The sequence below is a fragment of the Clostridium amylolyticum genome, from assembly GCF_900142075.1.
Lineage (GTDB): Bacteria > Bacillota > Clostridia > Clostridiales > Clostridiaceae > Clostridium_AA > Clostridium_AA amylolyticum.
This window is the reverse complement of sequence record NZ_FQZO01000001.1, coordinates 523076-546183: the sequence shown is the minus strand read 5'-3', so window position 1 is coordinate 546183 and position 23108 is coordinate 523076. Positions and strand designations below refer to the sequence as shown.

General features: G+C 32.0%; 27 protein-coding genes. All 27 read right to left on the bottom strand.

Annotated elements, in window-relative coordinates; genetic code table 11:
* Positions 1-21: 21 nt before the first annotated feature.
* Positions 22-1389: a flagellinolysin gene (locus tag BUA82_RS20580; RefSeq protein ID WP_178140676.1), complete on the bottom strand. Its 1368-nt coding sequence runs from the start codon at positions 1387-1389 to the stop codon at positions 22-24.
* Positions 1390-1527: 138 nt separating this feature from the next.
* Entirely contained in the window at positions 1528-2778 is a 1251-nt protein-coding gene (locus tag BUA82_RS02585; RefSeq protein ID WP_073004361.1) for a flagellin N-terminal helical domain-containing protein, read from the bottom strand.
* Between the two features lie 196 nt (positions 2779-2974).
* Entirely contained in the window at positions 2975-4837 is a 1863-nt protein-coding gene (gene fliD, locus BUA82_RS20265; protein WP_083599746.1) for a flagellar filament capping protein FliD, read from the bottom strand.
* A gap of 12 nt (positions 4838-4849) precedes the next feature.
* Positions 4850-5242: a hypothetical protein gene (locus BUA82_RS02570; protein ID WP_073004359.1), complete on the bottom strand. Its 393-nt coding sequence runs from the start codon at positions 5240-5242 to the stop codon at positions 4850-4852.
* Positions 5243-5245: 3 nt separating this feature from the next.
* Positions 5246-5632, bottom strand: a complete 387-nt coding sequence (gene fliS, locus BUA82_RS02565) for a flagellar export chaperone FliS (RefSeq protein WP_073004357.1) — start codon at positions 5630-5632, stop codon at positions 5246-5248.
* Positions 5633-5642: 10 nt separating this feature from the next.
* Complete coding sequence (locus BUA82_RS02560) at positions 5643-5945, bottom strand: hypothetical protein (RefSeq protein WP_073004355.1); 303 nt, start codon at positions 5943-5945, stop codon at positions 5643-5645.
* 30 nt (positions 5946-5975) lie between these two features.
* Positions 5976-6299: a flagellar protein FlaG gene (locus tag BUA82_RS02555; RefSeq protein WP_207650271.1), complete on the bottom strand. Its 324-nt coding sequence runs from the start codon at positions 6297-6299 to the stop codon at positions 5976-5978.
* A 55-nt stretch (positions 6300-6354) separates the two neighbouring features.
* A complete protein-coding gene (gene csrA / locus BUA82_RS02550) occupies positions 6355-6570 on the bottom strand; it encodes a carbon storage regulator CsrA (protein ID WP_073004353.1) in 216 nt (71 codons plus the stop codon).
* Between the two features lie 4 nt (positions 6571-6574).
* The gene (gene fliW, locus BUA82_RS02545; protein WP_073004352.1) at positions 6575-7000 is read right to left on the bottom strand and encodes a flagellar assembly protein FliW; all 426 of its coding nucleotides are present in this window, start codon (positions 6998-7000) and stop codon (positions 6575-6577) included.
* A gap of 55 nt (positions 7001-7055) precedes the next feature.
* Positions 7056-8024 (bottom strand): flagellar hook-associated protein FlgL, encoded by a 969-nt coding sequence (gene flgL / locus BUA82_RS02540; protein ID WP_073004351.1) that lies wholly within the window; start codon positions 8022-8024, stop codon positions 7056-7058.
* Between the two features lie 18 nt (positions 8025-8042).
* Positions 8043-9869, bottom strand: coding sequence for a flagellar hook-associated protein FlgK (gene flgK / locus BUA82_RS02535; protein ID WP_073004350.1), 1827 nt, complete (start codon positions 9867-9869; stop codon positions 8043-8045).
* Between the two features lie 11 nt (positions 9870-9880).
* The gene (locus tag BUA82_RS02530; protein ID WP_073004349.1) at positions 9881-10291 is read right to left on the bottom strand and encodes a flagellar protein FlgN; all 411 of its coding nucleotides are present in this window, start codon (positions 10289-10291) and stop codon (positions 9881-9883) included.
* Positions 10291-10566 (bottom strand): flagellar biosynthesis anti-sigma factor FlgM, encoded by a 276-nt coding sequence (flgM, locus tag BUA82_RS02525; RefSeq protein WP_073004346.1) that lies wholly within the window; start codon positions 10564-10566, stop codon positions 10291-10293. The genes BUA82_RS02530 and flgM overlap by 1 nt, the downstream gene beginning before the upstream one ends.
* 103 nt (positions 10567-10669) lie before the next feature.
* The gene (fliY, locus tag BUA82_RS02520) at positions 10670-11800 is read right to left on the bottom strand and encodes a flagellar motor switch phosphatase FliY (protein WP_073004344.1); all 1131 of its coding nucleotides are present in this window, start codon (positions 11798-11800) and stop codon (positions 10670-10672) included.
* The gene (fliM, locus tag BUA82_RS02515; RefSeq protein ID WP_073004341.1) at positions 11793-12788 is read right to left on the bottom strand and encodes a flagellar motor switch protein FliM; all 996 of its coding nucleotides are present in this window, start codon (positions 12786-12788) and stop codon (positions 11793-11795) included. Before fliM ends, fliY begins: the two co-directional genes overlap by 8 nt.
* Before the next feature lie 21 nt (positions 12789-12809).
* A complete protein-coding gene (locus tag BUA82_RS02510) occupies positions 12810-13211 on the bottom strand; it encodes a chemotaxis protein CheW (protein ID WP_073004338.1) in 402 nt (133 codons plus the stop codon).
* Positions 13212-13222: 11 nt separating this feature from the next.
* Positions 13223-13582, bottom strand: a complete 360-nt coding sequence (locus BUA82_RS02505; RefSeq protein WP_073004336.1) for a response regulator — start codon at positions 13580-13582, stop codon at positions 13223-13225.
* Positions 13583-13599: 17 nt separating this feature from the next.
* Positions 13600-14199 (bottom strand): chemotaxis protein CheC, encoded by a 600-nt coding sequence (locus BUA82_RS02500; RefSeq protein WP_073004333.1) that lies wholly within the window; start codon positions 14197-14199, stop codon positions 13600-13602.
* Positions 14200-14215: 16 nt separating this feature from the next.
* A complete protein-coding gene (locus BUA82_RS02495; protein ID WP_073004331.1) occupies positions 14216-16225 on the bottom strand; it encodes a chemotaxis protein CheA in 2010 nt (669 codons plus the stop codon).
* A 13-nt stretch (positions 16226-16238) separates the two neighbouring features.
* A complete protein-coding gene (locus BUA82_RS02490; protein WP_073004328.1) occupies positions 16239-17006 on the bottom strand; it encodes a CheR family methyltransferase in 768 nt (255 codons plus the stop codon).
* 9 nt (positions 17007-17015) lie between these two features.
* Positions 17016-18071: a protein-glutamate methylesterase/protein-glutamine glutaminase gene (locus tag BUA82_RS02485; protein WP_073004326.1), complete on the bottom strand. Its 1056-nt coding sequence runs from the start codon at positions 18069-18071 to the stop codon at positions 17016-17018.
* A gap of 13 nt (positions 18072-18084) precedes the next feature.
* On the bottom strand, positions 18085-18564 hold the full coding sequence (locus tag BUA82_RS02480) for a chemotaxis protein CheD (protein WP_073004324.1): 480 nt from the start codon (positions 18562-18564) through the stop codon (positions 18085-18087).
* Positions 18565-18581: 17 nt separating this feature from the next.
* Positions 18582-19028, bottom strand: a complete 447-nt coding sequence (locus BUA82_RS02475; RefSeq protein ID WP_073004321.1) for a chemotaxis protein CheW — start codon at positions 19026-19028, stop codon at positions 18582-18584.
* Between the two features lie 12 nt (positions 19029-19040).
* Positions 19041-20981: a flagellar assembly protein A gene (locus BUA82_RS02470; RefSeq protein WP_083599745.1), complete on the bottom strand. Its 1941-nt coding sequence runs from the start codon at positions 20979-20981 to the stop codon at positions 19041-19043.
* Between the two features lie 33 nt (positions 20982-21014).
* The gene (locus BUA82_RS02465; RefSeq protein WP_073004319.1) at positions 21015-21854 is read right to left on the bottom strand and encodes an aminotransferase class IV; all 840 of its coding nucleotides are present in this window, start codon (positions 21852-21854) and stop codon (positions 21015-21017) included.
* Positions 21855-21866: 12 nt separating this feature from the next.
* Entirely contained in the window at positions 21867-22508 is a 642-nt protein-coding gene (locus BUA82_RS02460; RefSeq protein WP_073004317.1) for an HAD-IB family hydrolase, read from the bottom strand.
* 102 nt (positions 22509-22610) lie between these two features.
* Positions 22611-22979, bottom strand: a complete 369-nt coding sequence (locus tag BUA82_RS02455) for a DUF1292 domain-containing protein (protein WP_073004314.1) — start codon at positions 22977-22979, stop codon at positions 22611-22613.
* Positions 22980-23108 lie beyond the last annotated feature (129 nt).

Sequence of the window (23108 nt, the reverse complement as noted above, 5' to 3'; positions counted from 1 at the left end):
TTTTAAGCTAAGTGTTAGAGTTTATCCAAAATTAGCACCTATACTCATGATTAATTGTGAGGGGGAAAAGCTATCTTCTGCTGGCCATATTACATTAAATTTTTGCATAGGTTGTCCATCAGTTTTGTCTGCAGCATCTGCTTCATTTAAAACATCTTCTGCTTTCATAGGAGCTCCACCAACATCTGATCCTCCTATAGCTCCTACATCCGCTTCATCAATGGCCAGCCAATCAAAATTAAGCCCTCCTATGAATCCATTAGCATCTGCATCAAATTTTGTTTTTAAATCTGCTATAGAATTTATATTATTAGTAGTTCCATGTATACCTAAAGCAGCATTCAGAGCTTTAGCTACATCTGCCCCTGCATAATTTTTTATTTCGCTCATTAATCCAGCCATGTTATTAGCCGCATTTAGCTTTGAACTCATATATTTCACTATAATATAACCTGCTGCATAATCTTTATCATCTCCAGACCAAGCAACTCCATTTAATAAAGCAGAAGCTCTATTTATAAGATCAGTAACTTTTCCTGCATCAGCACCCGTTCCATTACTAATTAAATTTTTAACTCTTTCATCTGCTCCTGCTATAAATTCTGCACTACCTTCTACAAACCATGTTGGCATAGCATTCATTTTGCTAGCACCAAGTGCATCATCCATAATGGCATGAGTCATTTCATGAGCTATAATTCTGTCATTATAAAGCTTTCCAAGATTATTAGTTCCATCAACACCTGTACTAGGTGCAAAATCTGACATATCTATATGAAGCTCCAAAACTGATGAAGTACCTCCCACATGAGCAAGCTCACCATAGGGAGTTCCTGAATTTAGAACAACCTTAAGGCTTGTAGTTCCTTTTCCTACTAACCCATATTGAGTTTCTATCCTTTTTTCTGACATTTCAAGCCAGCCTTCTTTAAGCCCTTTTAAGATATTCTTAGCTATCTCATTATTTTCTCCACCTGAATTTAAGAGTTTTATATTGTTAAACTCAGTAGTGTTACCTATTCTGTCTACCTCTGATACAAGCTGATCTATTTCTTTTTGTATTTCTTCCCTATCCTTAGTTGTATAGGTATCATTAACCGCTTGTACAGATAGTTCTCTCATTCTTTGAATAATAGCGTGTGTTTCTCCCAAGGCTCCTTCCGCAGTTTGAATTAAGGATATAGCATCTTGAGCATTTCTAGAGGCCTGATCTAACCCCCTAATCTGCCCTCTCATCTTTTCGGAAATAGCAAGCCCCGCCGCATCATCTCCAGATTTATTTATTCTAAGTCCAGAACTTAACTTTTCCATGGTTTTTCCACTTTTTACTGTGTTCATCGTCATGTTTCTATGTGCATTCATTGCATTCATATTGTGATTAATTATCATAGGCTTCTACCTCCTTGTTGGGAATAAATAGACCTCCTTGTCTATTCATAAGGATAATTTCAACCCATAAATTTCCATTACAGATCATAAAAAAAGCGGAGAAGCCTTCCCCCTCCGCTTTTTCAACTTATTATTTTACTATCTTAATAATTGAAGAACTCCTTGTGGCTGTTGGTTAGCTTGAGCAAGCATAGCTTGAGCAGCTTGAGCAAGTATATTGTTCTTGCTGAAGTTCATCATTTCTTTAGCCATATCTACGTCTCTAATTCTTGATTCTGATGCTTGTAAGTTTTCGCTTGAAGTATTTAAGTTAGCTATTGTGTGCTCTAATCTGTTTTGAACAGCACCAAGCTTTGATCTTTCTTTAGAAACAGATTCTATAGCATTATTTACTGTATCAATAGTTCCTTGTGCTTTGTCTCTAGCTGATACATCTGCTCCATTAATAGTAAATGTTCCTCCATCCACTAATGCATCTGCTATGAAGCCTAATTCAGCTTCTGTTACGTCTTTACCATTAACTTTTATACTGTTACCAGCATCATTAAATGTTCCAACAAGCTTTCCATCTTTTATTACATTTGTTCCACTTATTGTGTATGTTCCTGGTGCTAAATCTGTTTTAGCAGCTCCAGTTATTGTGTTATTAACAGAGAATTTACCGTCTTTAATAGTTATTGTAGCGCCTTCACCTAATTTAGCTTTAGTTAAAGTAGCAGCTAATACAGGTGTTGTTTCAGCTGTTTGAATTTTACCATCTGCAACAGTATATGTAGCTACCTTGTTTCCTTTAACGTCTACTAAATCAGTTCCTACTAATTTATAAACACCATCTTTTAAGGAGTTTGCTGCTATAGTTCCTGTTTCCATAGTATTTCCAGCTACTAATCCTAAACTAGCTGAATCCATTTTATTTATAGCTAAATCCATATCTTGTGTATTGTTAGCACCGATTTGGAATTTACCTGAGAAGGAACCATCTAGTAGTTTTTGAGTGTTGAACTCAGTGTTGTTAGCTATTCTATCTATTTCACTAACTAATTGGTTCATTTCATCTTGGATTGCGCCTCTATCAGCATTTACGTTTGTATCGTTAGCAGATTGAACAGCAAGCTCTCTCATTCTTTGAAGAATGCTGTGAGTTTCGTTTAATCCACCTTCAGCAGTTTGAATCATTGAGATTGCATCTTGAGAGTTTCTTGAAGCTTGGTCAAGACCTCTAATTTGTCCTCTCATTTTTTCTGATATAGCTAGTCCAGCTGCATCATCTCCAGCTCTGTTTATTCTTAAACCTGAGCTTAGTTTTTCCATAGCTTTTCCTGAATTAACGTTGTTCATACCCATATTTCTATGAGCGTTCATAGCGTTCATGTTGTGATTAATAATCATTATAAATTCCTCCTTGATTTTTCACCTGCACTTCCTTGTGCTAGGTTTGTTTATTTATAGTTAAGCCTTTTGGCTTACTAACAAGTTATTGATGTATGATATCTAAGTGGCCACCTTAAATACTCTAATTAATTCTTCGATATGATATTATATAACTTTAGCTTTATTTTATAATTTTTTTAAATATTTTTTGAATTTATGAAGCACCCATTTGTGAGTATAACCAATTACTTTGTGAATTTAATGAATTCATATTTTTTTCTAGAGTAGCAAACCTCCTATAAAGAGCTTCCTGCTTAACAAAAAACTTTCTTTCTAAATCTTTAAGCACTGTATTCTTTTCAGTTATCCTTTTAGATAAATCATTTTCTGACACCCATCTAGTATCTTTAGATCCTGCTTTTTTAATCAAAGTTCCGTCAAATCCAATATTATCATTTATAATTTTCTTAAACCTGGTAAATACCCCTTGAGATTCATATTTGTCTCCGGTTTGAGTAAATAATTTTTGCACTAGATCACCTTTGTTCTCTAAAGCAGCTTTAAGCTTAGTCTCATCTATTTCGAGCTTTCCACCATCCATATACTTTGAAGTAGTGGTAATGCCTAACTCAGTCATGGTAATTCCTGAACCCTCTACAGCATTATATACAGCAGATCTTAAGTCGCTTAATATTTGACTCAAATCCCCATCTCTCTTTAACATGCCTTGCTTAGCTTTTTCTTCCCAACTTTTAATTTCATCCTCTTTCATGGATTTCCTTTGTTCTTCTGTAAGAGGCTTAAATTTATATTCTTTTTTCTCACTTACTTTGGTATTTATCTTTTCTACTAAAGCATTATACTTTTCAATAAACTTTTTAAATTTATCTACTGAGGCTGTTGCATCAGAGGTGACAGTTAACTCTATACTTTCATCTCCTGTAGGTTTAATTAAATTGTAACTCATACCATCTATATTGAAATTATTTGATTCTTTTTCAACTTCAACAAAAGCATTTTCTCCTGGAGCTTTTATTGAAACTTTAGCATTGATACCAGTAAATTCTCCTGTTAACCCTGTCTTATCTGCAAAATTACTAGTACCAGAAGTTATTGTCAGCGCCTCTTTGCTTCCTGTATACTTACTTTCAATGGTTAACTTCTTTGTAAGATCACTAAAGCTTACATTTATAAAGTTTCCTAAAGATTCTCCAGAAGGAAGCTGTGTATTTTTAATATCAGTAACGATATCATCAATACTTTTTGTATTATCTATATTTACTGTAAATTCAGTACCCTTAACAGTAACTCTAAAATTTCCTGCAGTTATTCCTAAATCTGATAATTTTGAATTTCTGTTGAAACTGGTAATGCTCTTATCCTTTAAAGCAGCTAAATTTTTTAAGGTAGTATCTTTTAAAACTATATCCTGGCTTCCTGCACCTTGAAAATGTATTGTTCCATTTTCTGCAGACAAAGTAAGTTTATCCTTTAACTCAGTGGTATTTATTTTTTCTTGTATTTTTTGTACTATTCCGTCTAAGGTAGTAGCTGCAGCAGATCCATCTGGATTAACCATGTTATCTAAGGTTATTTTAATTTCCTTGCCATCTACACTAAAAGTAATAGTTTTGTTCTGCCAGTCAGCACCATTGGTATTAGTAATTTTACCGCTGTTTAATGGACTAAAGCTTCCTTGAGCCTTAGCACTTTCTGCTAAGTTTGCTACCTTAACTTCGTATAATCCCTTTACTGCTCCAGGTAATGTGGTGGCATTGAGAACATTTTCTTTGCTGCTTACCACTTTAGTGCCTGTATAGTTAGAGGAACCTATCATATTATCTGCTTTTAAAATATCAAAGTAGTTATTGAAATCTTTTAGGTCTTTAATTATGTCCACATATGCTTCTTGCTGCCACTGCAAATACTGCCTATCTTGTCCTACTTTATCCATTCTTGCTCTATCTCTAGCCAGCATGCCTTTAACCATTCCATCTATGTCCATACCAGTGGCAAGACCTGTTATTCTGCTGTAATCAGTACCTGAAGAGCCAGAGCCTACTCCATTGATATTCATACTATCACCCCGCTAAATTTTTTGGTCTAAAAAACTAATTTTTCTAGACGCATTTCTTGTATAAATTTTATTTGCATTCATCTTCTCTTTATTACTTTGCATTTCATTATAAGTATCATCTTTTTTCTTCATATACATAGAATTTAATTTTTCTTCTAAAGTCTTCAAGTTAAACTCTTCTGCAATATTAATAAACTGCTGTTTTGTATAAGTTAAGGTGTCTATTTGATTTATTATTTCTTCTCTTTGTAAAAACAATTCTTCCATGACTTCTAATTCTTCATGTTCTATGCTGGTTATTATCTTCTCTGTGAGGTTTTTATAAATTTCTAAAAGTTCTTTCAAATTATTATTGTTGTGAAGATCTTTTATATTATTGTGAAGAACTTTTATATTATCGTGCATAATTTATTTATTACCTTTAGATATTTTATAAGCTTCATTCCAGGTATCCCTAACCTCTTCAATCATTGGGATAATTTCATCCATCACAGCAACTTCCTTTTTTAAATTAGCATAGCCCACCCTATCTTTAATAAACTCATAAACACTAAAAATCTGCACAGCCCATTCTCCTGCATTAGTATCTAGAGATACCATAAGTTCTACAAATATATCCTGAGTTCTTGTAAGATACTCATGAGCTTTCTGAATATCTTTATCCAGAATAGCTTGTCTACCTATCTTAGCATATTTAACCGCTCCATCTAAAAGCATAAGTAAAAGCTGCTCCTTAGAAGCATAATTTACACTATTATTTTTGTAAGCATTATAAGCATTTGCAGTACCGTACATAGTAATCCTCCTATTTCCTTATATCTAAAAACACTCCTTTATAGTTAAGGTCTGAATCCTTTTCCTCTAATTCCGCCTCTATTTCTATGGTTTTTTCTCTAACCGCTTCCACATAAATCTTTTCTTTTTTAAGGAAATTAGAAAATTCAAACTTTTCAGGGGGTTTTTTTAATTTTTTTCTTCTTTCACCATCAAATCTTCTGGAATAGGAGCTTATGTTTAGTCCTGATTTGGAGTGGATTATGCCTTCTCTGGTCATTTCATTGACCTTTTGTCTGGCTTCTGGCTCAATCTTATTAAGACGAAATTCCATAGGAATTCCTCCTTACACTATATTTTTTCTTTAAGCTGTTTCATCTACCAGTATTCCTACCATCTCACACATTTTTGCTACTAAGTCCAGTATTTTTTTTGGTGGTATTTCTAAAACTACTTCATTAGTTTTATTATTTACTATTTTAATCATTACATCTTTAAGCTTGTCGTGCACCTCATACACTGCATGAGTATCTTCATCTCTAAGAAAAGTATTTAACTTTTCTAGAGCTTTATCTATATTGTCTTTAGTAAGTTCATCCTTTTTTTCTTGAATAATAGGTTTTTCCTGTGAAGTTTGCTTTATTTGTATAAAGTCCTCCTCACCACTTTGTGAAATACTTGAATTCATTTGCGGCCTTCCTTGGCCTATGGCGTTTATATTCATGTTTCTTCAACCTCTCCGATTATTTTTTTAAGCTTTTAATAACCTCCAGGTTAAATTCTGCAGCCATTTTATTTTCTTCCTCTACTTCCTTGTAAAGTTCTTTTCTAAGTATGGTAATTTCTCTTGGAGCATCAATGGAAAGCTTAACACTGCCATCTTCTACTTTAGTCACTGTAATTTCAATATTATCTCCTATTAAAATGGATTCACCTTTTTTTCTTGTTATAACCAGCATTTTATCACTCCTCTATTAAAGGATGCTTTATTTTATAAACATCATTATCCAGTATTAGCTGTTCCCCAACACCACTATTAATATTTATTACAATAGGTGCTTTTAGATTAACAGTAATCTTACTAATATCTGAATTTAAGTTCACTGTGTTTACTACCAAAACATCCTCAGAGTTTTCTATTTTTAACTGCTTTATAACCTCATCATCTAATTTGAATTCATAATCTTTTTTAACTTCAAAAGGTGATATCACTATGAGTCCTATGTTTTCATCCTCAACTGAATGAAGTATGCTAAAAATAGGATTCTCTTCCACTTTAAATAGAATAAACTTGTTTAGTCCTTGAAACCCCGGTAACCCTTTAGGAAAAGTTATTATTTCCTTTTCCTGAAACTCCAACATTCCATGTAGTTTAGTTTTAAGCTGCATAATTATCCTCCTAAACTTAGGTAATCTTATATCTTCATCTTTTGTAAGCTTTATTTTATCTTATGTAGTCAATAAGAGAAGGCTGTATAACCTTAGCACTAGTTTGAAGAGAAGCTAAATAAACTGTTTGTGCAGTACTATATTCCATAACTTTTTCTGTTATATCTATATCCTCAGTTTTAGAAAGTATATCCGTCATATTAAAACTCTCTTCTTCATTTTTTTCCTTAGCGGATTCCATTCTATTCTGCTTTGCACCTACTTCTGCCCTTATCTTCAAAATATTATTTATGGTAGCACTTATGTCTCCTAAATCTTGTCCCGTAAGTTTTTCCGTAACGCTTGGATCATCGCTATCTAAATGTTCTATAACATTTTTAAAAATCTTTGTAAGGTCGTGTGCATTACCCTTATCATCAGTAAAAGTTAAAACTTCTGAAGCAGTAACATTATATTCCATAGTTACCCCTTGAGATATCTCAACTGAAAGCTTTTGACCTAACATTTGCTGTTCTAAATCTGAAGTTAATCTATTTCCATCTCTATCACTAAGAAACAATTCAGTATTACCCTTTACTTTATCAGTTCCTAAGGGTTTTGACGTTCCTCTAGATCCTGAAAAAATATATTTCCCATCAAAGTTTGTGTTAAGAATTTGAGCAAATTCTCCTACTTTTTCATTTATTTCATCCTTTATAGCTTTTCTTTCATTAGAGCCATAAGCGGCGTTACCAGAGGATATTATAAGTTCTCTTACCCTTTGCAGTACATTTCCCGCCTGATTCATTGCTGTATCCGTTGTATCAAGCCAATTTAAGGTGTCTTTAATATTTTCGTTATATTGTTTATTTGTGTTTATATCCGTATGCAGCATCATAGCACGTGCCACTTTAAATGGATTATCCGAAGGTCTTCTTATCTCCTTACCTGAAGTAAGTTGTCCTTGAAGTGTTTTCATATTTCCAAGGTTGTTTCTCATATCTCTTAAAAAATTGTTTGATAACATTTTATTTGTAACTCTCATTATACCACCTCTTTTCTATTATCTCTTTAACCCATTAATAATTACGTCTAAAAGCTCATCTACTGTAGCTATTACCTTAGCATTAGCTTGATAGGCATGTTGAAACTGTATAAGATCGGCCATTTCTTCATCTAAAGATACCCCAGATATACTATTTTTCATCTCTACCATGCTATCTAAAAGGTCTAATTGATTTCTAACTATCCTCTTAGCTTCTTGAGCCTGAACACCTAGTTTATCTACTGTGTCTTTAAAAAAGCTATCGATTTTCATTCCATTTATATTGCTTTCAATTTCCATCCCATTATTCTTTAAAGAACTACCACCTCTAGTTACATCAAAAAGATCTTTACGGGATTTTATTGATTCACCAAAATCTTGAATTCTAATAAGGCTATCTCTAATTCTAGCTATGGCAAGAGCTCTTGCTCCATCAGTTTCACCGTCTTTATCATTTTGGTTAGGATAAGAGTATTCATTATCATGAGTTCTAGTTTTTATTTTCATTACATCGTATAGAATTTCTTTATTGATGCTAATATTTTCAGCAGTTATTTCACTTTCAGCATCTAAAACAGCATCTAGATTCGTCATTTCATTGTTTTTGCTATAAAGAGCAGTACCTTTGTTAACAAAGAAAGGCAGATAATCTTTATTTGTGTTAGAACTCGCATCACTTAATCCACTATGCACAGCATTTACTGAGAAAGCTATGGCTTTTGCAAGCTTATTAAGCTGTTCTTTATAATCATTAATATCTTGGTGTATGGACATATTTCCTTTAAGTTCACCGGAATAAGGCACAAAACTCTTTAATTCCATAAAGTTAATTACTGAGCCATCTTCTATTTTTGATCCATCTGCTCTTACTGCCACTCCTTCAGTATTGCTCCAAAGAACCCTAGTTTCCTTTAACTGTCTTGCAGTAATATCATCCATGCCTTTTACGGTTATAGTTTGCTTATTACTTTCAGAGTTCATATTACCCAGTTTATAGTAAGTTATCTTGTAGGTAGATCCAGAAGAATCTTCAGGATCTTTTTCTACTGAGCTCACAAAAGAAAACCTAGAAACCTCTTCATTCTTGTCTGCAGATATTAAGTTCGGAACCTTCATTCCATTATCATCTGCAGGCTTTATATTAATGCCTTCATAAGACTTTCTGTCTATACTAATGTTAAATTTGCTGCTTAATTCATCTAAAAGCAAATCTCTTCTATCCATAAGGTCATTAGGCATATTACCTGCACAACGTACACCAATTATCTCTCTATTTAAGTTATCTAGCTGATTTAAAAGACTATTAATATCCGTTACATTATTCTTTATTAAATCTTGAGAGTTTTGCTGTAACTTGTTTAATTGGTTAGCGGCATGATTTAATGCATCTGCTAAGGCTGCAGATTGCTGAGCAACTACAGTTCTAGCATTAGATCCTTGAGGCTGCTTTGAAAGCTGTTGCCAAGAATCAAAGAACTTTCCAATTAAAGAAGATATACCTGTATCTGTAGGCTCATTTATAATGCTTTCTACTTCAGTTAAAAATTTATCTCTAGCATCATACTTACTTAATGTACTATTTTCAGTTCTAATTTGATAATCGAGAAAATTATCTCTTATTCTTTCTATAGCTGCAATCTGAGCTCCTGTTCCCAGTTGTCCTGGCTCTGCTGCGGTATTTAAAGTTGGCATTCCAAAAGGCCTGGTGGTTTCTATTCTGGCTCTTTGCCTTGAATAACCTACGGTATTGGCATTGGATATATTATGGGATGTTACATCAATAGCTTTTTGTTGAACATTTATACCTCTTTTAGCCACATTAAAGGTGGAAAATAAACCTGACATTATTACACTCCTTATCTCTTGAATTTGCCATAGGAATCGTAAGTAACAGTATTCCTATTAGGATTTATATAAGAAAGCATTCTGTTAGTATAACTAAGGCTCTGCTTTATCAAAAGCTCATTAGTATCCTTCTGCAGTGTTATCTCTTCTAATATCTTTACTATATTCCTATATAAATTATCTAATTCTTCATCAGAAGAGACATTAATTATATCTTTCATGGCCTTTCCTTGTGATAATTTTCTTCTTGCAACTTCTGTTTCTGCAACCTTTTTATTGCACCATTGAATTTCTTCTATTATCTTATCTAAACCAAATATATCTTTCTTCATTATCAATGCATATTGTTTATCCATTAAATATAGCAAATTACTTAAAGCTTCATATTCATTCTTCATTATAACCTTAAGTTCTTCTCTCATTAAGCTTCTCTTCCTTTCATAATGTCTAAAAGCTTCTGAGCTGTGAGTTTTGCGTCCACGTTATAAGTTCCATTGGCTATCTCTTTTTTTAATCTTTCAACCTTTTCCTTATTATCTAATGATGGTGTTTCTATATCCAAATTACTTAAGCTTCTTCCTAATTTTGATATTTCAATAGAATCCTTTTTATATTCAGTATTTTTGCTTTCAACTTTTGTTTGGTGCTTCACATAAAAGTTAACTACATTATTAGGACCTATACCTTTTATATTCATATTTAACCTCCAAACTATTTGTATCTTATTTTATTATCGGTAATATTTCCAATGAGTTTAGATATTTCTTAAATAAAAAAGAATAAAGGAAGTAATCCTCCCTTTATTCTTTTAAGCTTTTAACCCTATCAACATTACTTACAATGTTTGTAATTCTTACTCCGAAGTTTTCATCTACCACTACTACTTCTCCATAGGCAACTTTTTTGCCGTTAACCAGTATTTCCACTGGTTCTTCTGCAAGTTTATCCAGTTCTATTAAAGAACCTGTGCCAAGATTTAGTATTTCCTTAATACTTTTTTTAGTTCTTCCAAGTACTACTGAAATTTCTAGTGGTACATCTAGTATAAGATCTATATTTTTACTAGTGGATTGTATTGGTGTTACGTCTAAAGGTTCAAAAGCAGCAGTATGTACTTCTACTTTTTCCATAGGCCTCTCAATCTCTTTCTGTTTTATATTATCATTAAAACTTTCATTAATATTCTTCTGCTCTTCATTGCTGGTGATTTTTACACTGTGTTTTGCGGATGAAACATTTTCTTCTCTTTCTTCTGTACCCAACATTATTGATACGACTTTCTTTGCTGTAGCTACGGGAAGGAGCTGCATAATCTCGCTATCAACCAAGGTTCCTATCTTCATCCTAAAGCACACTTTAACAATGGGTTCATCTTCAGTGATCTCATCAGATAATGGCTCAGAATCATCATTCCATATCTTTGAATGCGGTGGAGAAATATTAACTTCTCTAGCAAACATGGTAGCCATAGAAGTGGCTGCTGAACCTATCATTTGATTCATAGCTTCCTGAACAGCACTAATTTCAATTTCTGTAAGTTCAGTACTATTAACTTTTCCATCTCCACCCATCATAAGGTTAGCTATTACGGATGAATCAGTAACCTTCATTACAAGGACATTTCTTCCTATTATGCCAGAGGTATATTCAACTTCCAGTACCATATTAGGAATAATAAATTCCTTTTTTAAATTTTTTAAAGTAGTTATGCTCACCACTGGTGTGGTTATATTTACTGGTTGATTTATTATCTGAGATAAAGCTGTTGATGCTGATCCCATAGATATATTACCAATTTCTCCAAGCAAATCTTTATCCATGTCAGTGATTAAATCTTCAATATTTTCTTCAGAAACAGTCTCATTATTAGCGGTGATTCCTCCATTTAACAGTGAATCTATCTCCTCCTGTGACAGAAATCCATTACTCATCAGTTTCCACATCCTTATCTATAAAATCTAAGATTGTTATTCCAAAGTTCTTTCCAAGTAATCCTGGTTTTGCTAAATAACAATTTTCATTTTCAACTTTTACTGTTACAGGACTAGTACATGTATTATCTAATGTAATAACATCATGCACAGATAATTTTAAGAATTCATCCACCGTGATCTTAGCAGAACCTAAAACAGCACTTAAAGATACATCCACCACATTAAGTCTAGTTTTAATAAGCTCTCTAGAAATCTTCACAGATTCATCATCACTGCTTTGGAACCAGTATTGAACCACTAATTTATCCAAGAACTTTTCTATGCTTAAATAAGGAATACAAAGATTTATAAATGAGCTGCTCTTCCCCATTTCTACAGAAAAAGTTATAAGTGCTACAGGTTCATTAGGAGCCAAGGTCTGATTTAAGGCGGGGTTTGTTTCTATTCCGTCTACTTCAATAGATACCTCCATTATATCTTCCCATGCAAGTTTTAAGTTATTAAGAAGACCTGTATTTATCTTTTTAATTATATTTTTATCAATATCAGTAAATTCCCTTAATTTAAACTTTCTAGAACCATTACCACCTAATAGTACATCAAGAATCTGATTTACAAATTGAGGATTAGTTTCAAATAAAATAGAACCATTAAGAGGATTCATCCTAAATATTGTCATAATAGTAGGATTTGGTATAGAGTGTATGAATTCTTCATAGGTAATCTGTTGCACTGATACAATATTTACCTTAACATTACTTCTTACTTGAGCAGTAAGAAAATTTGCAATAATTCTTGCAAAATTATCGTGAATTAGCTCTAATGTTCTAATATGATCCTTCGAAAACTTCTGAGGGCTTCTAAAATCGTAGAGCTTCACTTTTTGCTTTTCTTCTTCCTTTAGAACATCATCTTCTACTATTTCTCCTGAAGAAAGTGCTGATAGCAATGCATCAATTTCGCTCTGAGATAAGACCTCTGCCATATTTTCCCCTCATTTCGTTTACTAATTTACAATCAACTTATCTAAATCAATAAGAGTTGCTATCTTGTCTTTAAAATTAATTATTCCTTTTATATAAGAATTAGCGTTTTCTTCTCTAATTTGTTCAATAATGCTTTCATCTATGTCTAACACTTCATCCACTTGATCTACAGTTATTCCAACTTGCTCATCCCTTATATTTAATATTATTATATTATTCTGCTGTTTTTCACAGGACTCCATGTTAAGAAGCATATTTATATCTAATACAGATATTATATTTCCCCTTAAATTTATTAATCCTTTAATATAAGAATTAGCCTTTGGTACCTTCGTCATATTAATTATATCGTTTATACCTTGAACTTTTGAAGTTTCTACAGCAAACTGCTCATCATTTATCTTAAATATAACTGCTTGCATTTTAAAGCCTCCTAGCTTATCGCTTTTCTTATCGCTTCTAGTACCCTATCTGCTTGGAAAGGTTTTACTATAAAATCTTTGGCGCCTGCTCTTATAGCATCCATTACCATACTTTGTTGTCCCATGGCACTGCACATTATAATTCTAGAAGATGGATCAAAGGCTTTTATTTGTTTTACTGCCTCAATACCATCCATATCTGGCATGGTTATATCCATAGTTACTACATCTGGCCTTTCTTTTTTATAAAGTTCCACCGCTTTAATTCCATTGCTGGCTTCACCCACAACCTCAAATCCATTTTTTTCTAAAATATCTTTTATCATCATTCTCATAAAAGCTGCATCATCAACAATTAAAACTTTAGCCATTATTATTACCTCCAAATTTAAATTACACCTAAAGAATTCAATATTTTTTCTAAGGAACCTGGCCTTGGTACATAGTAAAAATGTGCCCCAATGTTTTTGGTCTCAGTTCCTACAAAATTTGTCTCAATATCTAAAATACTATCATCAAACTGGGATGACTCAATAAACATTGTAGAAAGTATAGCCACAAGCATATCATATGCCATGGCAGGCACTGAAGGAACTAAAGTGAGATTAGTTAATCTAGATATGGCATTCATGTAAGATGAAGAAACAATGTTAGCCACTTCACTTAATACAGATGTTCCCATATCACTAAATTGTTCTTCTTTAATCCCAGTCAATAATTCTATTATATTAGATGCCACACTTTTTTCAAATACAAATAAAATATTTCCTGGTGTGTCTCCCAATACTCTAACCATTATTCCTACAACCTCAGCTTCAGCAGAACCATCTATCATCTGCTGAAAGTCTATAATGTTCACATGAGGCACAGTCATATCTATTTTCTTATTTAGTAGTTGTGAAAGAGCTGTGGCAGCATTACCCGCACCTATATTGCCAACTTCTCTTAGTGCGTCCAATTGTAAGGATGTTAAATCTCTATAGTCCATGTAATCCTCCTTAGTTTTATTGAGTTAATGCCGCCGCATCTAAAATTAATGTTACAAGTCCATCCCCTAATATGGTAGCTCCAATATATTCTTTAACTGATTGGAGGGTTTTTCCAAGAGGTTTTATTACTATTTCCTGTTGTCCTTGTAGTGAGTCTACTAATAATCCTACAGTCTTTTCACCTACATTTACTATAATAACAAATTGTTTTGAGTCTGCGTTAGTATCAATGCCTAATTTTTCATTCACCCTAATAAGCGGGATTATATTATCTCTATATAAAATAACCTCTTTGCCATTTGATTTTTTAACATTTTCCTTTTTAAAATCTATAACTCTATCAATATAACCTAGGGATATTGCAAAAGTTTCCTTTCCTACTTTAACCAATAAAGCTTGTATTATTTGAAGTGTTAAAGGAAGCTTAATGATGAAGGCTGAACCTTTTCCCATCTCACTTATTACATCAACAGTTCCACCCAAGGAAGCAATTTTTGTTTTTACAACATCCATGCCTACTCCCCTACCTGAAACATCAGTAACCTTCTCATTGGTACTAAAGCCTTCCATGAAGATAAGGTTTCTTATATCTGAATTAGTCATCCCCTCAGTGCTTATTCCTATTTTTTCAGCTTTTTGTCTTACCTTATTAACATCTATGCCTGCACCGTCATCTTCCACTCTAATAACAGCCTTAGTACCTTCCTGATAAGCAATAAGCTTAATTTTGCCCACTGGATCCTTACCAGCTGCAATTCTTTTTTCTTTTGACTCTATACCATGATCTGCAGCATTTCTTAATAGGTGTATAAGTGGCTCTCCTATCTCATCAATTACTGTACGATCTAGTTCTGTATCCTTTCCCTCTATTACAAAATCCATTTCTTTATCAAGTTCTACAGAAAGATCTCTTATCATCCTTGGAAATCTATTAAATACCACTTCTAAAGGAAGCATTCTAATCTTCATAACTAAATCCTGAAGATCTGAAGTTGCTCTCCCTACCTGTTCTAATGTCTCATTCATATCTTGGGATTTATAGCTTAATCCAAGTTGTTCTAATCTTGTTCTATGTATTACTAACTCAGATACCATATTCATTAGCATATCTAGTCTTTCAAGATCTACCCTCACAGATTGATGAAGCTTTTTATTTTCTTTGGTGACACTATTATTTCTTTTTACATTATTACTTTTTTCTTCTATTTCTTTAATATTTAATTCTTGTATTTTAGGTGCTTTTTCTCTTTCATTATCATTTTGCTTATCATTATTTAATTCGATGGAAATTACAGAAACTTTATTAACTTCTGAAATATTGGTAAGCATGTCCAATATTTCTTCTTGAGATATATTAGTTATGTAAACCAAATTGAATTCTTGCTCAAAATTTTCATTTTCAATATCTTCCGCTCCAGGAAGAGATTTTATTATCTCACCATGTTCTTCTAAGGATTTAAATACTAAAAATGCTCTAGCAGACTTTAACAGAGTATTTTCATCTAATACTACATTAACTTCATATGTATTATAATTTTTATCCTTTGCTTGCTTTATAATATTCACATCATATTCATTCAAAGCAATCTTAGCACTTTCCAAAACCCTTTCCTCTTCTTTAATTTCCTCATCTTCTAAAATGCCTTCACTACCTGCAATGTTTTCTAACACACTTATAATTTCAGCTATATTAACATCTTCACTATTATTTTCTTCTATGCTGCTTAGTATCCTTTCTAAGGTGTCAAGACAATCAAAAAGTACAGTAACTACTTTTTCAGTTACCTTGATCTCTCCTTCTCTAAACCTTGATAGCACATCTTCCATTTTATGTGTAAGTTCTGCCATTTTTGAAAATCCCATGGTAGCAGCCATTCCCTTTATAGTGTGTGCTGCTCTGAAAATTTCATTGAGTTTGTCAATATCTTCAGGATTTTGTTCTAATTGTAGTAAAGATTCATTAAGGTTTTGTAAATTATCCAAAGACTCTTCTAGAAACATAGACATGTACTGAGAAACATCCATTGTGTTAACCTCCTTAAGCTTTTCTGTAAATAAATGTAGATGATTTTTCAAAACCCATTTCTTTATAATTATATATACTTTCAGTAGCTCCCACAAAAAGAAGTCCACCAGGCTTTAAAGAATCATGGAACTTTTTATATATATTATTTTTTATATCATTGTTAAAATATATAACCACATTTCTGCATACTATAATGTCAAAACCTTTATCATAATCATCTAATATAAGATCATGTTTTTTGAAATTAACCATAGATTTAATTTTAGAGCTTATTATATATTTATCATTTTGCTTTGTAAAATACTTCTTAATATATTCTGGTTTGATATTTTTAATTTCCGCTTCTTGATATTCTCCTGTTTTTGCTTTATTTAAAATGGTATTATCTAGGTCCGTTGCTGTTATTTTGCACTTTCCCGAAGGTTCTAAACTGTCTAATATCATAGCTAAGGAGTATGGTTCTGAGCCATTAGAGCAGGCAGCACTCCAAACCTTTAGTGCTTTATTATTTGGTAAAATCTCTTTTTCAATCTTTTTAGTAAGTTCATCAAACAAATCTGGATTTCTAAAAAATTCTGTTACATTAATAGTTATAAAATCCATAAACTTTTGTCTCTGCTCTTCATCTTTAAGTAGAAGTTTAGTATATTCCTCAAAGGAATCAACTCCTACTCTGGACATTAAACTATTTATTCTTCTATGCAGTTGATTTGATTTATAAGCAGATAAATTTATTTTAAAATTTTTAAAAACCCATTTTTCAAATTCATAAATATCCATATTTTATCCCTACCTCTTTAATAATGCTAGCAATTTAGCTGGTATATCATGAAGAGGCAAGACTTCATCTACTCTGCCTGTATCATAAGCTGCCTTTGGCATTCCATATATGGTACAGGTAGATTGATCTTCCGAAATAGTATAACCGCCTGCATCTTTAATTATTTCTGTTCCTTGTGCACCATCTCGTCCCATGCCTGTAAGAATTACACTTATAAGTCCTTTACCATATACTTTTGACGCGGATATGAAAAGTTTGTCTACTGCAGGTCTTACCCCCCATAAGGTTGGCTCCTCATTAAGAGTAATCTTTTTTTCATTATTTATTTCCATATGATAACCACCTGGTGCTATATATACTTTATTATTGATTATTTCACTCATATGAGATGCCTCTACTACTTCTAAGTTACTGCTATTGTTTAACCTATCTGCAAAAGCTTTAGTAAATCCTGCTGGCATATGCTGAACTATAAATATAGGAATACCTAACTCTTTTGGTAGCGAAGTTATCAAAGAATGTATTGCTTTAGGTCCTCCAGTAGAAGCCCCTATAACTATTGCTTTATATTCACCATAACTTCTTTCAATATTACTAAATTTACTTTTTTCTACTTTAGGTTTATGCATAACTTCAAAAGATTTACTTTTGTTAATTTTCTTTTTTTCACCTGCACATCTTATTTTATGTATTAGCTCATCTTGAAGTCTATTTATATCTAATGAAATACTTCCCGAAGGCTTTGAAAGGAAGTCCAAAGCTCCAAGTTCAAGACACTTCATGGTTATTTCTGCACCTTTTTTTGAAAGACTGCTTAACATTATCACAGGTGTGTTAATATTTCTTTCCTTAAAAACTTTCAATACTTCTAAGCCATCCATTTTGGGCATTTCCACATCTAAGGTAACCACATCAGGGTTAAGCATATTAATTTTTTCAATAAGTTCTAATCCATTTTTAGCAGTATCAATTACTTCCATTCCTTTAGCTTCATTTATCATATCTGATATCATTCTTCTCATTAAAATCGAATCGTCAACCACTAGTACCTTAATATTATCCAAAATATCAACCTTTCTATATTTCTTTTGTACCTATTCCCACAGTTCTTATTTGAACAACTCCATTAGAGGCATCTACTATCATGGTTCTCCCTTTATTCCCTCCAATATCCTTAGCTATAATAGGAATTTTTAGCTTGTCCAAAGTTTTTATTACTGCTATACCATTTCTTGCACCTATATCCATATTCATACTCTTATCACTAAAGTTAAACATAGAAGCTCCACCGGATATTTTTGCTGTGAGATTTCTTTTTATAGCTCCCTGCTCCACCATTTTTTCAATAAGAATGGGAATGGCAAGGTCAGCAAATTTTAAAGGATTGGTTATGTTAGAAAACTGCTCACTATCGGGTAGCATTATATGAGCAAGTCCAGCTAAACAGGTTCTCTTATCATATAGCGCTATACCAATACAGGATCCTAAGCCAATAGTCATAATTTTGCCTGGAGTAAAAACTGTGTTTAAATCTGCAATGCCTACTTTAACTTCCATATATTATATCTTACTCCCTACTTTAATTGTTCCTTTTCTTCACTACTTAAAATCTCTGCTAAATTTAAAAATATAATTATTTTTTCCTTTAGTTTAATAAGTCCTTTAATATATCTTTTTGAAAGACTCGTAGATATGTGAGGCGGATTTTCTACTTCTTCTAAATTTATATTTCCAACTTCAGTGACCTGATCTACAACTATTCCAATCTTATCTTCTTCTTGTTTTACAACAATTATTTTAGCATCTTCTCTTTTACTGTCCATCATACTAAATTTCTTTGATAGGCTTATTATTGGAAGTATACTACCTTCGTAATTAATAACGCCTTGTACAAATTCTGGCGCTTCTGGAAGCACAGTTGGCTCTTCAAACCCTAAAATCCTCTCTACTTCCATAATGTCTGTAGCATAAAACTCACCGTTTAATGTAAATATTAATACTTTAATTTCACTGCTAGCCATACTCTTCCTCCCTCAAATATTGAATCTGTCCATTATAATAAATTCATCCTGATCAAGATATACATGAACTTTTTTAGATGGTACATCCAGTATAACTTCTTTTTCTCCAACGCTAAAGTATGTATTTTGATAAGCTACTTCTGCATATATGTGACCATGCTTAGGTACCCATAACTTAGTAGCTACCCCTCCTAAACTTCCCACTGTTTTGCAGTTTATTTCTTTTTCAGCTTCCAGTGTCCCCCCTCGTACCACTGAGGGTGCTTTAAAGTATATACTTCCTCCAGCTTTAAGTTTTGATTGATATAATCCTTTACCTTGAAATATTATATCACCAGAACAGTTTATTTCACTTTCTTGACAATAATTTAAAGCCGTATCCACTGGTATTGATGTCTTTGATTTTAATTCTTTAATTTCATTTTTTAATATCCCATTTAAATTAACCACTTCGCTATAATGTTTTATAGTAAGAGGAGTAAAACCTAGAAGTTTATAGCGAATATATTTTTCAATAGTGTCATTAGAAGAATTTTTTTCTTTATAGGTTAATAAAATAGTTTCACAAGTTTTAATAATACTTTTGAATTTAGTTTCTATTAAAAGCTTAATTATTTGTCCATCTGTTATATTATTTCCTAACAAATTAAATTTTTTAACTTCTTCCGTTGCTAATATTAATTCATTTAATGACCATAATAAATCTTCATATAATTTAACTAATGTTAATTTATCTGTATCAGTACCCCCTGCTGTAATAGTGGAACGAAGAATATTACCTATTACAGATATATTTCCATAAGAGTAAAGAAGAGCTGATTCCAATCCTCCCAACACTTCAATATCCCCTGTGGCTTCTACCTTCATACCTTCCTTAACGGCTCCAAATATCTTAACATTACCATTAAATTTTACACTTCCAGTATTTATGTCTACATCAGATTTAACTTCGTATACTTCGTTTACCTCAAAAACTCCACTTTTTAAGGTGGGTTTTCCTGCCATGGATGCTATTATAGTGCTGCCATCTTTAAATTCTGTCCCTTTTCCAGCTTTAAATGTAACTTGCTTAGCCTCTTTGCGTTTAATAGCCTTTCCATAGACATCAAAACCATCTTTCCCCTTAGTGCCTTTAGTTAAAACTGCCAAAACCTCACCAGGAGTCACCGATTCTACTGCACATACATCTTTATAATCTATTCTATCTTGATTATTAGAGTCAAAGCTTAAGGATTTCTTTAAATTAAATCTAATATCAATAACATCTGGCAGGTCATCAATAGCTATTTCACCCCGCGCTATAATAATGTTATTTACTTCATCCATTTTAGTGAGTTTATTAATATGTTCATAATTTATTCCTTGGATTACTTTAGCATCTTTTAAGTAAGCTACAATTTCATTTTGCGTGAATTTTGGTGGAAATTCTTCTTTTAATATCTTTGTCTTTAATGTTAAAGTATTTGCAGGTTCTTGATCCTCTAAAGCATATACAATATGAGGCACATATTTAACAGTCAAATATGCTTCCATTTTATCTTTTGATACCTCTATATTTATATATCGTTTAGATTCTTGTTCCATTAAGTTAATTTCAACCTCTGTGTTAGAAAAAACCTCTGTAGCTTCAAATATTTCTTCACCATTTAATTTAATTACTACATTTTCACCAGGAATTATCTTAGCAGACTTTCCGTATTCTTTGCCATCTGTAATTACGATCTTTCCTTGTAGCACCTTAATTTGTGCATCTTCTTTTTTTATATTTTTAGTTTCATTTATTTCATTCTTTAAGCTGCTGGTTTTATTTTTTACCCTAATGGTTACATTTTTCTTAAATAGACCTTTGCTTTCTTTTATAACTTCATACTCAAGGCTATCCAATGGTATATTAAGTTCTTTTGATGCTTCCATCAAACATTTTTCCAAAGTATTTCCCGAATACTTTTCCACTACCTCTCACCACTCAATCATATATTAAAATACTTAATTAGAAATGTTTTTATTTAATTTATAATTATTAATATATTCCTCTATACTATTATCGTAATGTTTCATAATTTCTTTTACTATTATATTTAAACTTGAATTAAAAATAATTGAATTTACTTTTTTTATAGGAAGAACCTTTGGCGAAGTACCAGAAATAAAAGCTGCGTCATAACTTTGTATATCTTCTTCTTTAACATAAATTTCTTCTGCTTCAATATTATGTTTCAAACACAATGCTATTATATGTTGTCTTGTAATCCCTGGAAGCACAGCTTCTATAGGAGAAGTTACTAGTTTTTTACCCTTTACAAAAAAGATGTTAGAACGGCTACCCTCGGTAATTCTTCCTTGTTTATCTACAAGTATAGCTTCATAAGTATTAGTTTCTTCTAATTTCTTATTAACATTATCTCTGAAAGAAGAGTTAATTACCTTTGCATTGGGATTATTCCTTTCTCCATGGTATAGAATTGTACTTACTCCTTGGGAATACATAATCTCCTTAGGATAACTATGAGGTATATAAAAAATATATAAATCTTCTTTGTTCTCATGAAAATTAAGTATTAGTTTTATATTCCCTTGTACACTGTTATTAGCTTCTATAAGTTTCACTATGCTATCACTAATAACATTTACGGTATACTTACTATTTAAATCTTCTAGTTCTAAGGATTTTATTAATCTTTCCATGTGGTCTTCTAAAAACAAAGGTACACTATCTATTATTCTTATAACCTCATAAATTTGTCTTCCTCCCACTGGGGATTTAAATTTTTCAGCTGGTTCTATATTTTCATTAAATAGGTAATAATTATTTAAACACCTTTCCAAGGTTATCACTCCTTATTTCCATTTTAATACTTGAATTTTATCCTGTTTTTTTCTGTAATTAATAAGATAAGCATTTCCCACTAAATCGAAAAGAGGCTTATCTGATAGTGAATCTGAAAACATATAAGAATTCTTAAAATCTACTTTAATGTTATCCTTTTTTAATTCTTCCTTAAGTCTTCTAACCTTTTCTTCTCCTTTACAGTTTTCTCCTTCCATCCTTCTGCTATGATACCCATCAACACAAAAAAATCTGGTGCCAATAATTTTATCAGCAATACTTAAATTATTAAGTTCTTTAAGATAGAATTCCGGACTAGCAGAAATAAGATAAATCTTATATCCTTCGGATTTTAATTTTCTCATCATCACTATAGCATCATTATAAATAATCTTGCTTAGCCTTTTTTCATAGAATTCCTTCACTAATAGCTCCATTTCCTTTTCATGAATACCATCAATAAATTTCAAAAAACTTTCCTTAACCTTCTTTTCATCATATACTCCAACTAAGTACATAAGTCCTGAAAATAAAGCCCTAGGTAAATATACTATTTTAGAAGGCTTCTTCTTAATTGTAAATTTAAAAAGTTCCCTTAATGTTTCTTTTTTAGTAAGAGTATAGTCCACATCAAAAATCGCTAATTTCTCCATAATAGTCACTCCTTCTGATAATTAGTATAACAAATTTTGTGACTTTTATATACACTTAGACAATTTACAATTAAAAAGCAGTGCCTTCAGCACTGCTTTTTTCTATTCTTCTTCGTTATTTAGTTCATTTTCATAATAAGCTGTTACTTCATCAAATTCAGCGTCTTCTGGAACTACTAGCTCTCCATCTTCTCCCACTGATTTAAATAGATAAACTGAACCATCATTTGGATTTTGAACTAAAACATATTCCTCATTGTTATAGTCGAAAGCATCTACAACTTCACAAGAAATTATCTCTCCATTCTCATCTTCTAGCTCTACTAAAAAGCTTTCTTCATCATGGTCATGACCACAATCGCAGTGTTCATGATTGTGCTCATGTTCATGGTGATGTCCATGCTCATGACCACAGTCACAATTATTTTCGTTATCTCCACAACCGCATTTATTTAATTCTTTATCATTCATAAGTGTATCTGCCCTTAAGATTTAAGGTACAGATTTTCACCTCCTTAAAGTTTATGTATTAATTCTACCCTTAATTTACTAAATATAAAAGGGTTATTTTGTTTTTTTTAAAAAAGGAATCCGGAGAAC

What these genes read in the sequence shown, in the direction of transcription:
- BUA82_RS02480 (WP_073004324.1), bottom strand. Translation starts at nt 18,564, where the DNA reads ATGGAAGTTAAAGTAGGCATTGCAGATTTAAACACAGTTTTTACTCCA.
- flgM (WP_073004346.1), bottom strand. Translation starts at nt 10,566, where the DNA reads ATGAATATAAAAGGTATAGGTCCTAATAATGTAGTTAACTTTTATGTG.
- BUA82_RS02570 (WP_073004359.1), bottom strand. Translation starts at nt 5,242, where the DNA reads ATGCACGATAATATAAAAGTTCTTCACAATAATATAAAAGATCTTCAC.
- BUA82_RS02460 (WP_073004317.1), bottom strand. Translation starts at nt 22,508, where the DNA reads ATGGAGAAATTAGCGATTTTTGATGTGGACTATACTCTTACTAAAAAA.
- BUA82_RS02555 (WP_207650271.1), bottom strand. Translation starts at nt 6,299, where the DNA reads ATGAATTCAAGTATTTCACAAAGTGGTGAGGAGGACTTTATACAAATA.
- flgK (WP_073004350.1), bottom strand. Translation starts at nt 9,869, where the DNA reads ATGTCAGGTTTATTTTCCACCTTTAATGTGGCTAAAAGAGGTATAAAT.
- BUA82_RS02490 (WP_073004328.1), bottom strand. Translation starts at nt 17,006, where the DNA reads ATGGATATTTATGAATTTGAAAAATGGGTTTTTAAAAATTTTAAAATA.
- flgL (WP_073004351.1), bottom strand. Translation starts at nt 8,024, where the DNA reads ATGAGAGTTACAAATAAAATGTTATCAAACAATTTTTTAAGAGATATG.
- BUA82_RS02500 (WP_073004333.1), bottom strand. Translation starts at nt 14,199, where the DNA reads ATGGACTATAGAGATTTAACATCCTTACAATTGGACGCACTAAGAGAA.
- BUA82_RS02585 (WP_073004361.1), bottom strand. Translation starts at nt 2,778, where the DNA reads ATGATTATTAATCACAACATGAACGCTATGAACGCTCATAGAAATATG.
- BUA82_RS02455 (WP_073004314.1), bottom strand. Translation starts at nt 22,979, where the DNA reads ATGAATGATAAAGAATTAAATAAATGCGGTTGTGGAGATAACGAAAAT.
- fliY (WP_073004344.1), bottom strand. Translation starts at nt 11,800, where the DNA reads ATGAGTAATGGATTTCTGTCACAGGAGGAGATAGATTCACTGTTAAAT.
- csrA (WP_073004353.1), bottom strand. Translation starts at nt 6,570, where the DNA reads ATGCTGGTTATAACAAGAAAAAAAGGTGAATCCATTTTAATAGGAGAT.
- BUA82_RS02475 (WP_073004321.1), bottom strand. Translation starts at nt 19,028, where the DNA reads ATGGCTAGCAGTGAAATTAAAGTATTAATATTTACATTAAACGGTGAG.
- fliS (WP_073004357.1), bottom strand. Translation starts at nt 5,632, where the DNA reads ATGTACGGTACTGCAAATGCTTATAATGCTTACAAAAATAATAGTGTA.
- BUA82_RS20580 (WP_178140676.1), bottom strand. Translation starts at nt 1,389, where the DNA reads ATGATAATTAATCACAATATGAATGCAATGAATGCACATAGAAACATG.
- BUA82_RS02510 (WP_073004338.1), bottom strand. Translation starts at nt 13,211, where the DNA reads ATGCAAGCAGTTATATTTAAGATAAATGATGAGCAGTTTGCTGTAGAA.
- BUA82_RS02505 (WP_073004336.1), bottom strand. Translation starts at nt 13,582, where the DNA reads ATGGCTAAAGTTTTAATTGTTGATGATGCAGCTTTTATGAGAATGATG.
- BUA82_RS02530 (WP_073004349.1), bottom strand. Translation starts at nt 10,291, where the DNA reads ATGAGAGAAGAACTTAAGGTTATAATGAAGAATGAATATGAAGCTTTA.
- fliD (WP_083599746.1), bottom strand. Translation starts at nt 4,837, where the DNA reads ATGAATATCAATGGAGTAGGCTCTGGCTCTTCAGGTACTGATTACAGC.
- fliW (WP_073004352.1), bottom strand. Translation starts at nt 7,000, where the DNA reads ATGCAGCTTAAAACTAAACTACATGGAATGTTGGAGTTTCAGGAAAAG.
- BUA82_RS02560 (WP_073004355.1), bottom strand. Translation starts at nt 5,945, where the DNA reads ATGGAATTTCGTCTTAATAAGATTGAGCCAGAAGCCAGACAAAAGGTC.
- BUA82_RS02495 (WP_073004331.1), bottom strand. Translation starts at nt 16,225, where the DNA reads ATGGATGTTTCTCAGTACATGTCTATGTTTCTAGAAGAGTCTTTGGAT.
- fliM (WP_073004341.1), bottom strand. Translation starts at nt 12,788, where the DNA reads ATGGCAGAGGTCTTATCTCAGAGCGAAATTGATGCATTGCTATCAGCA.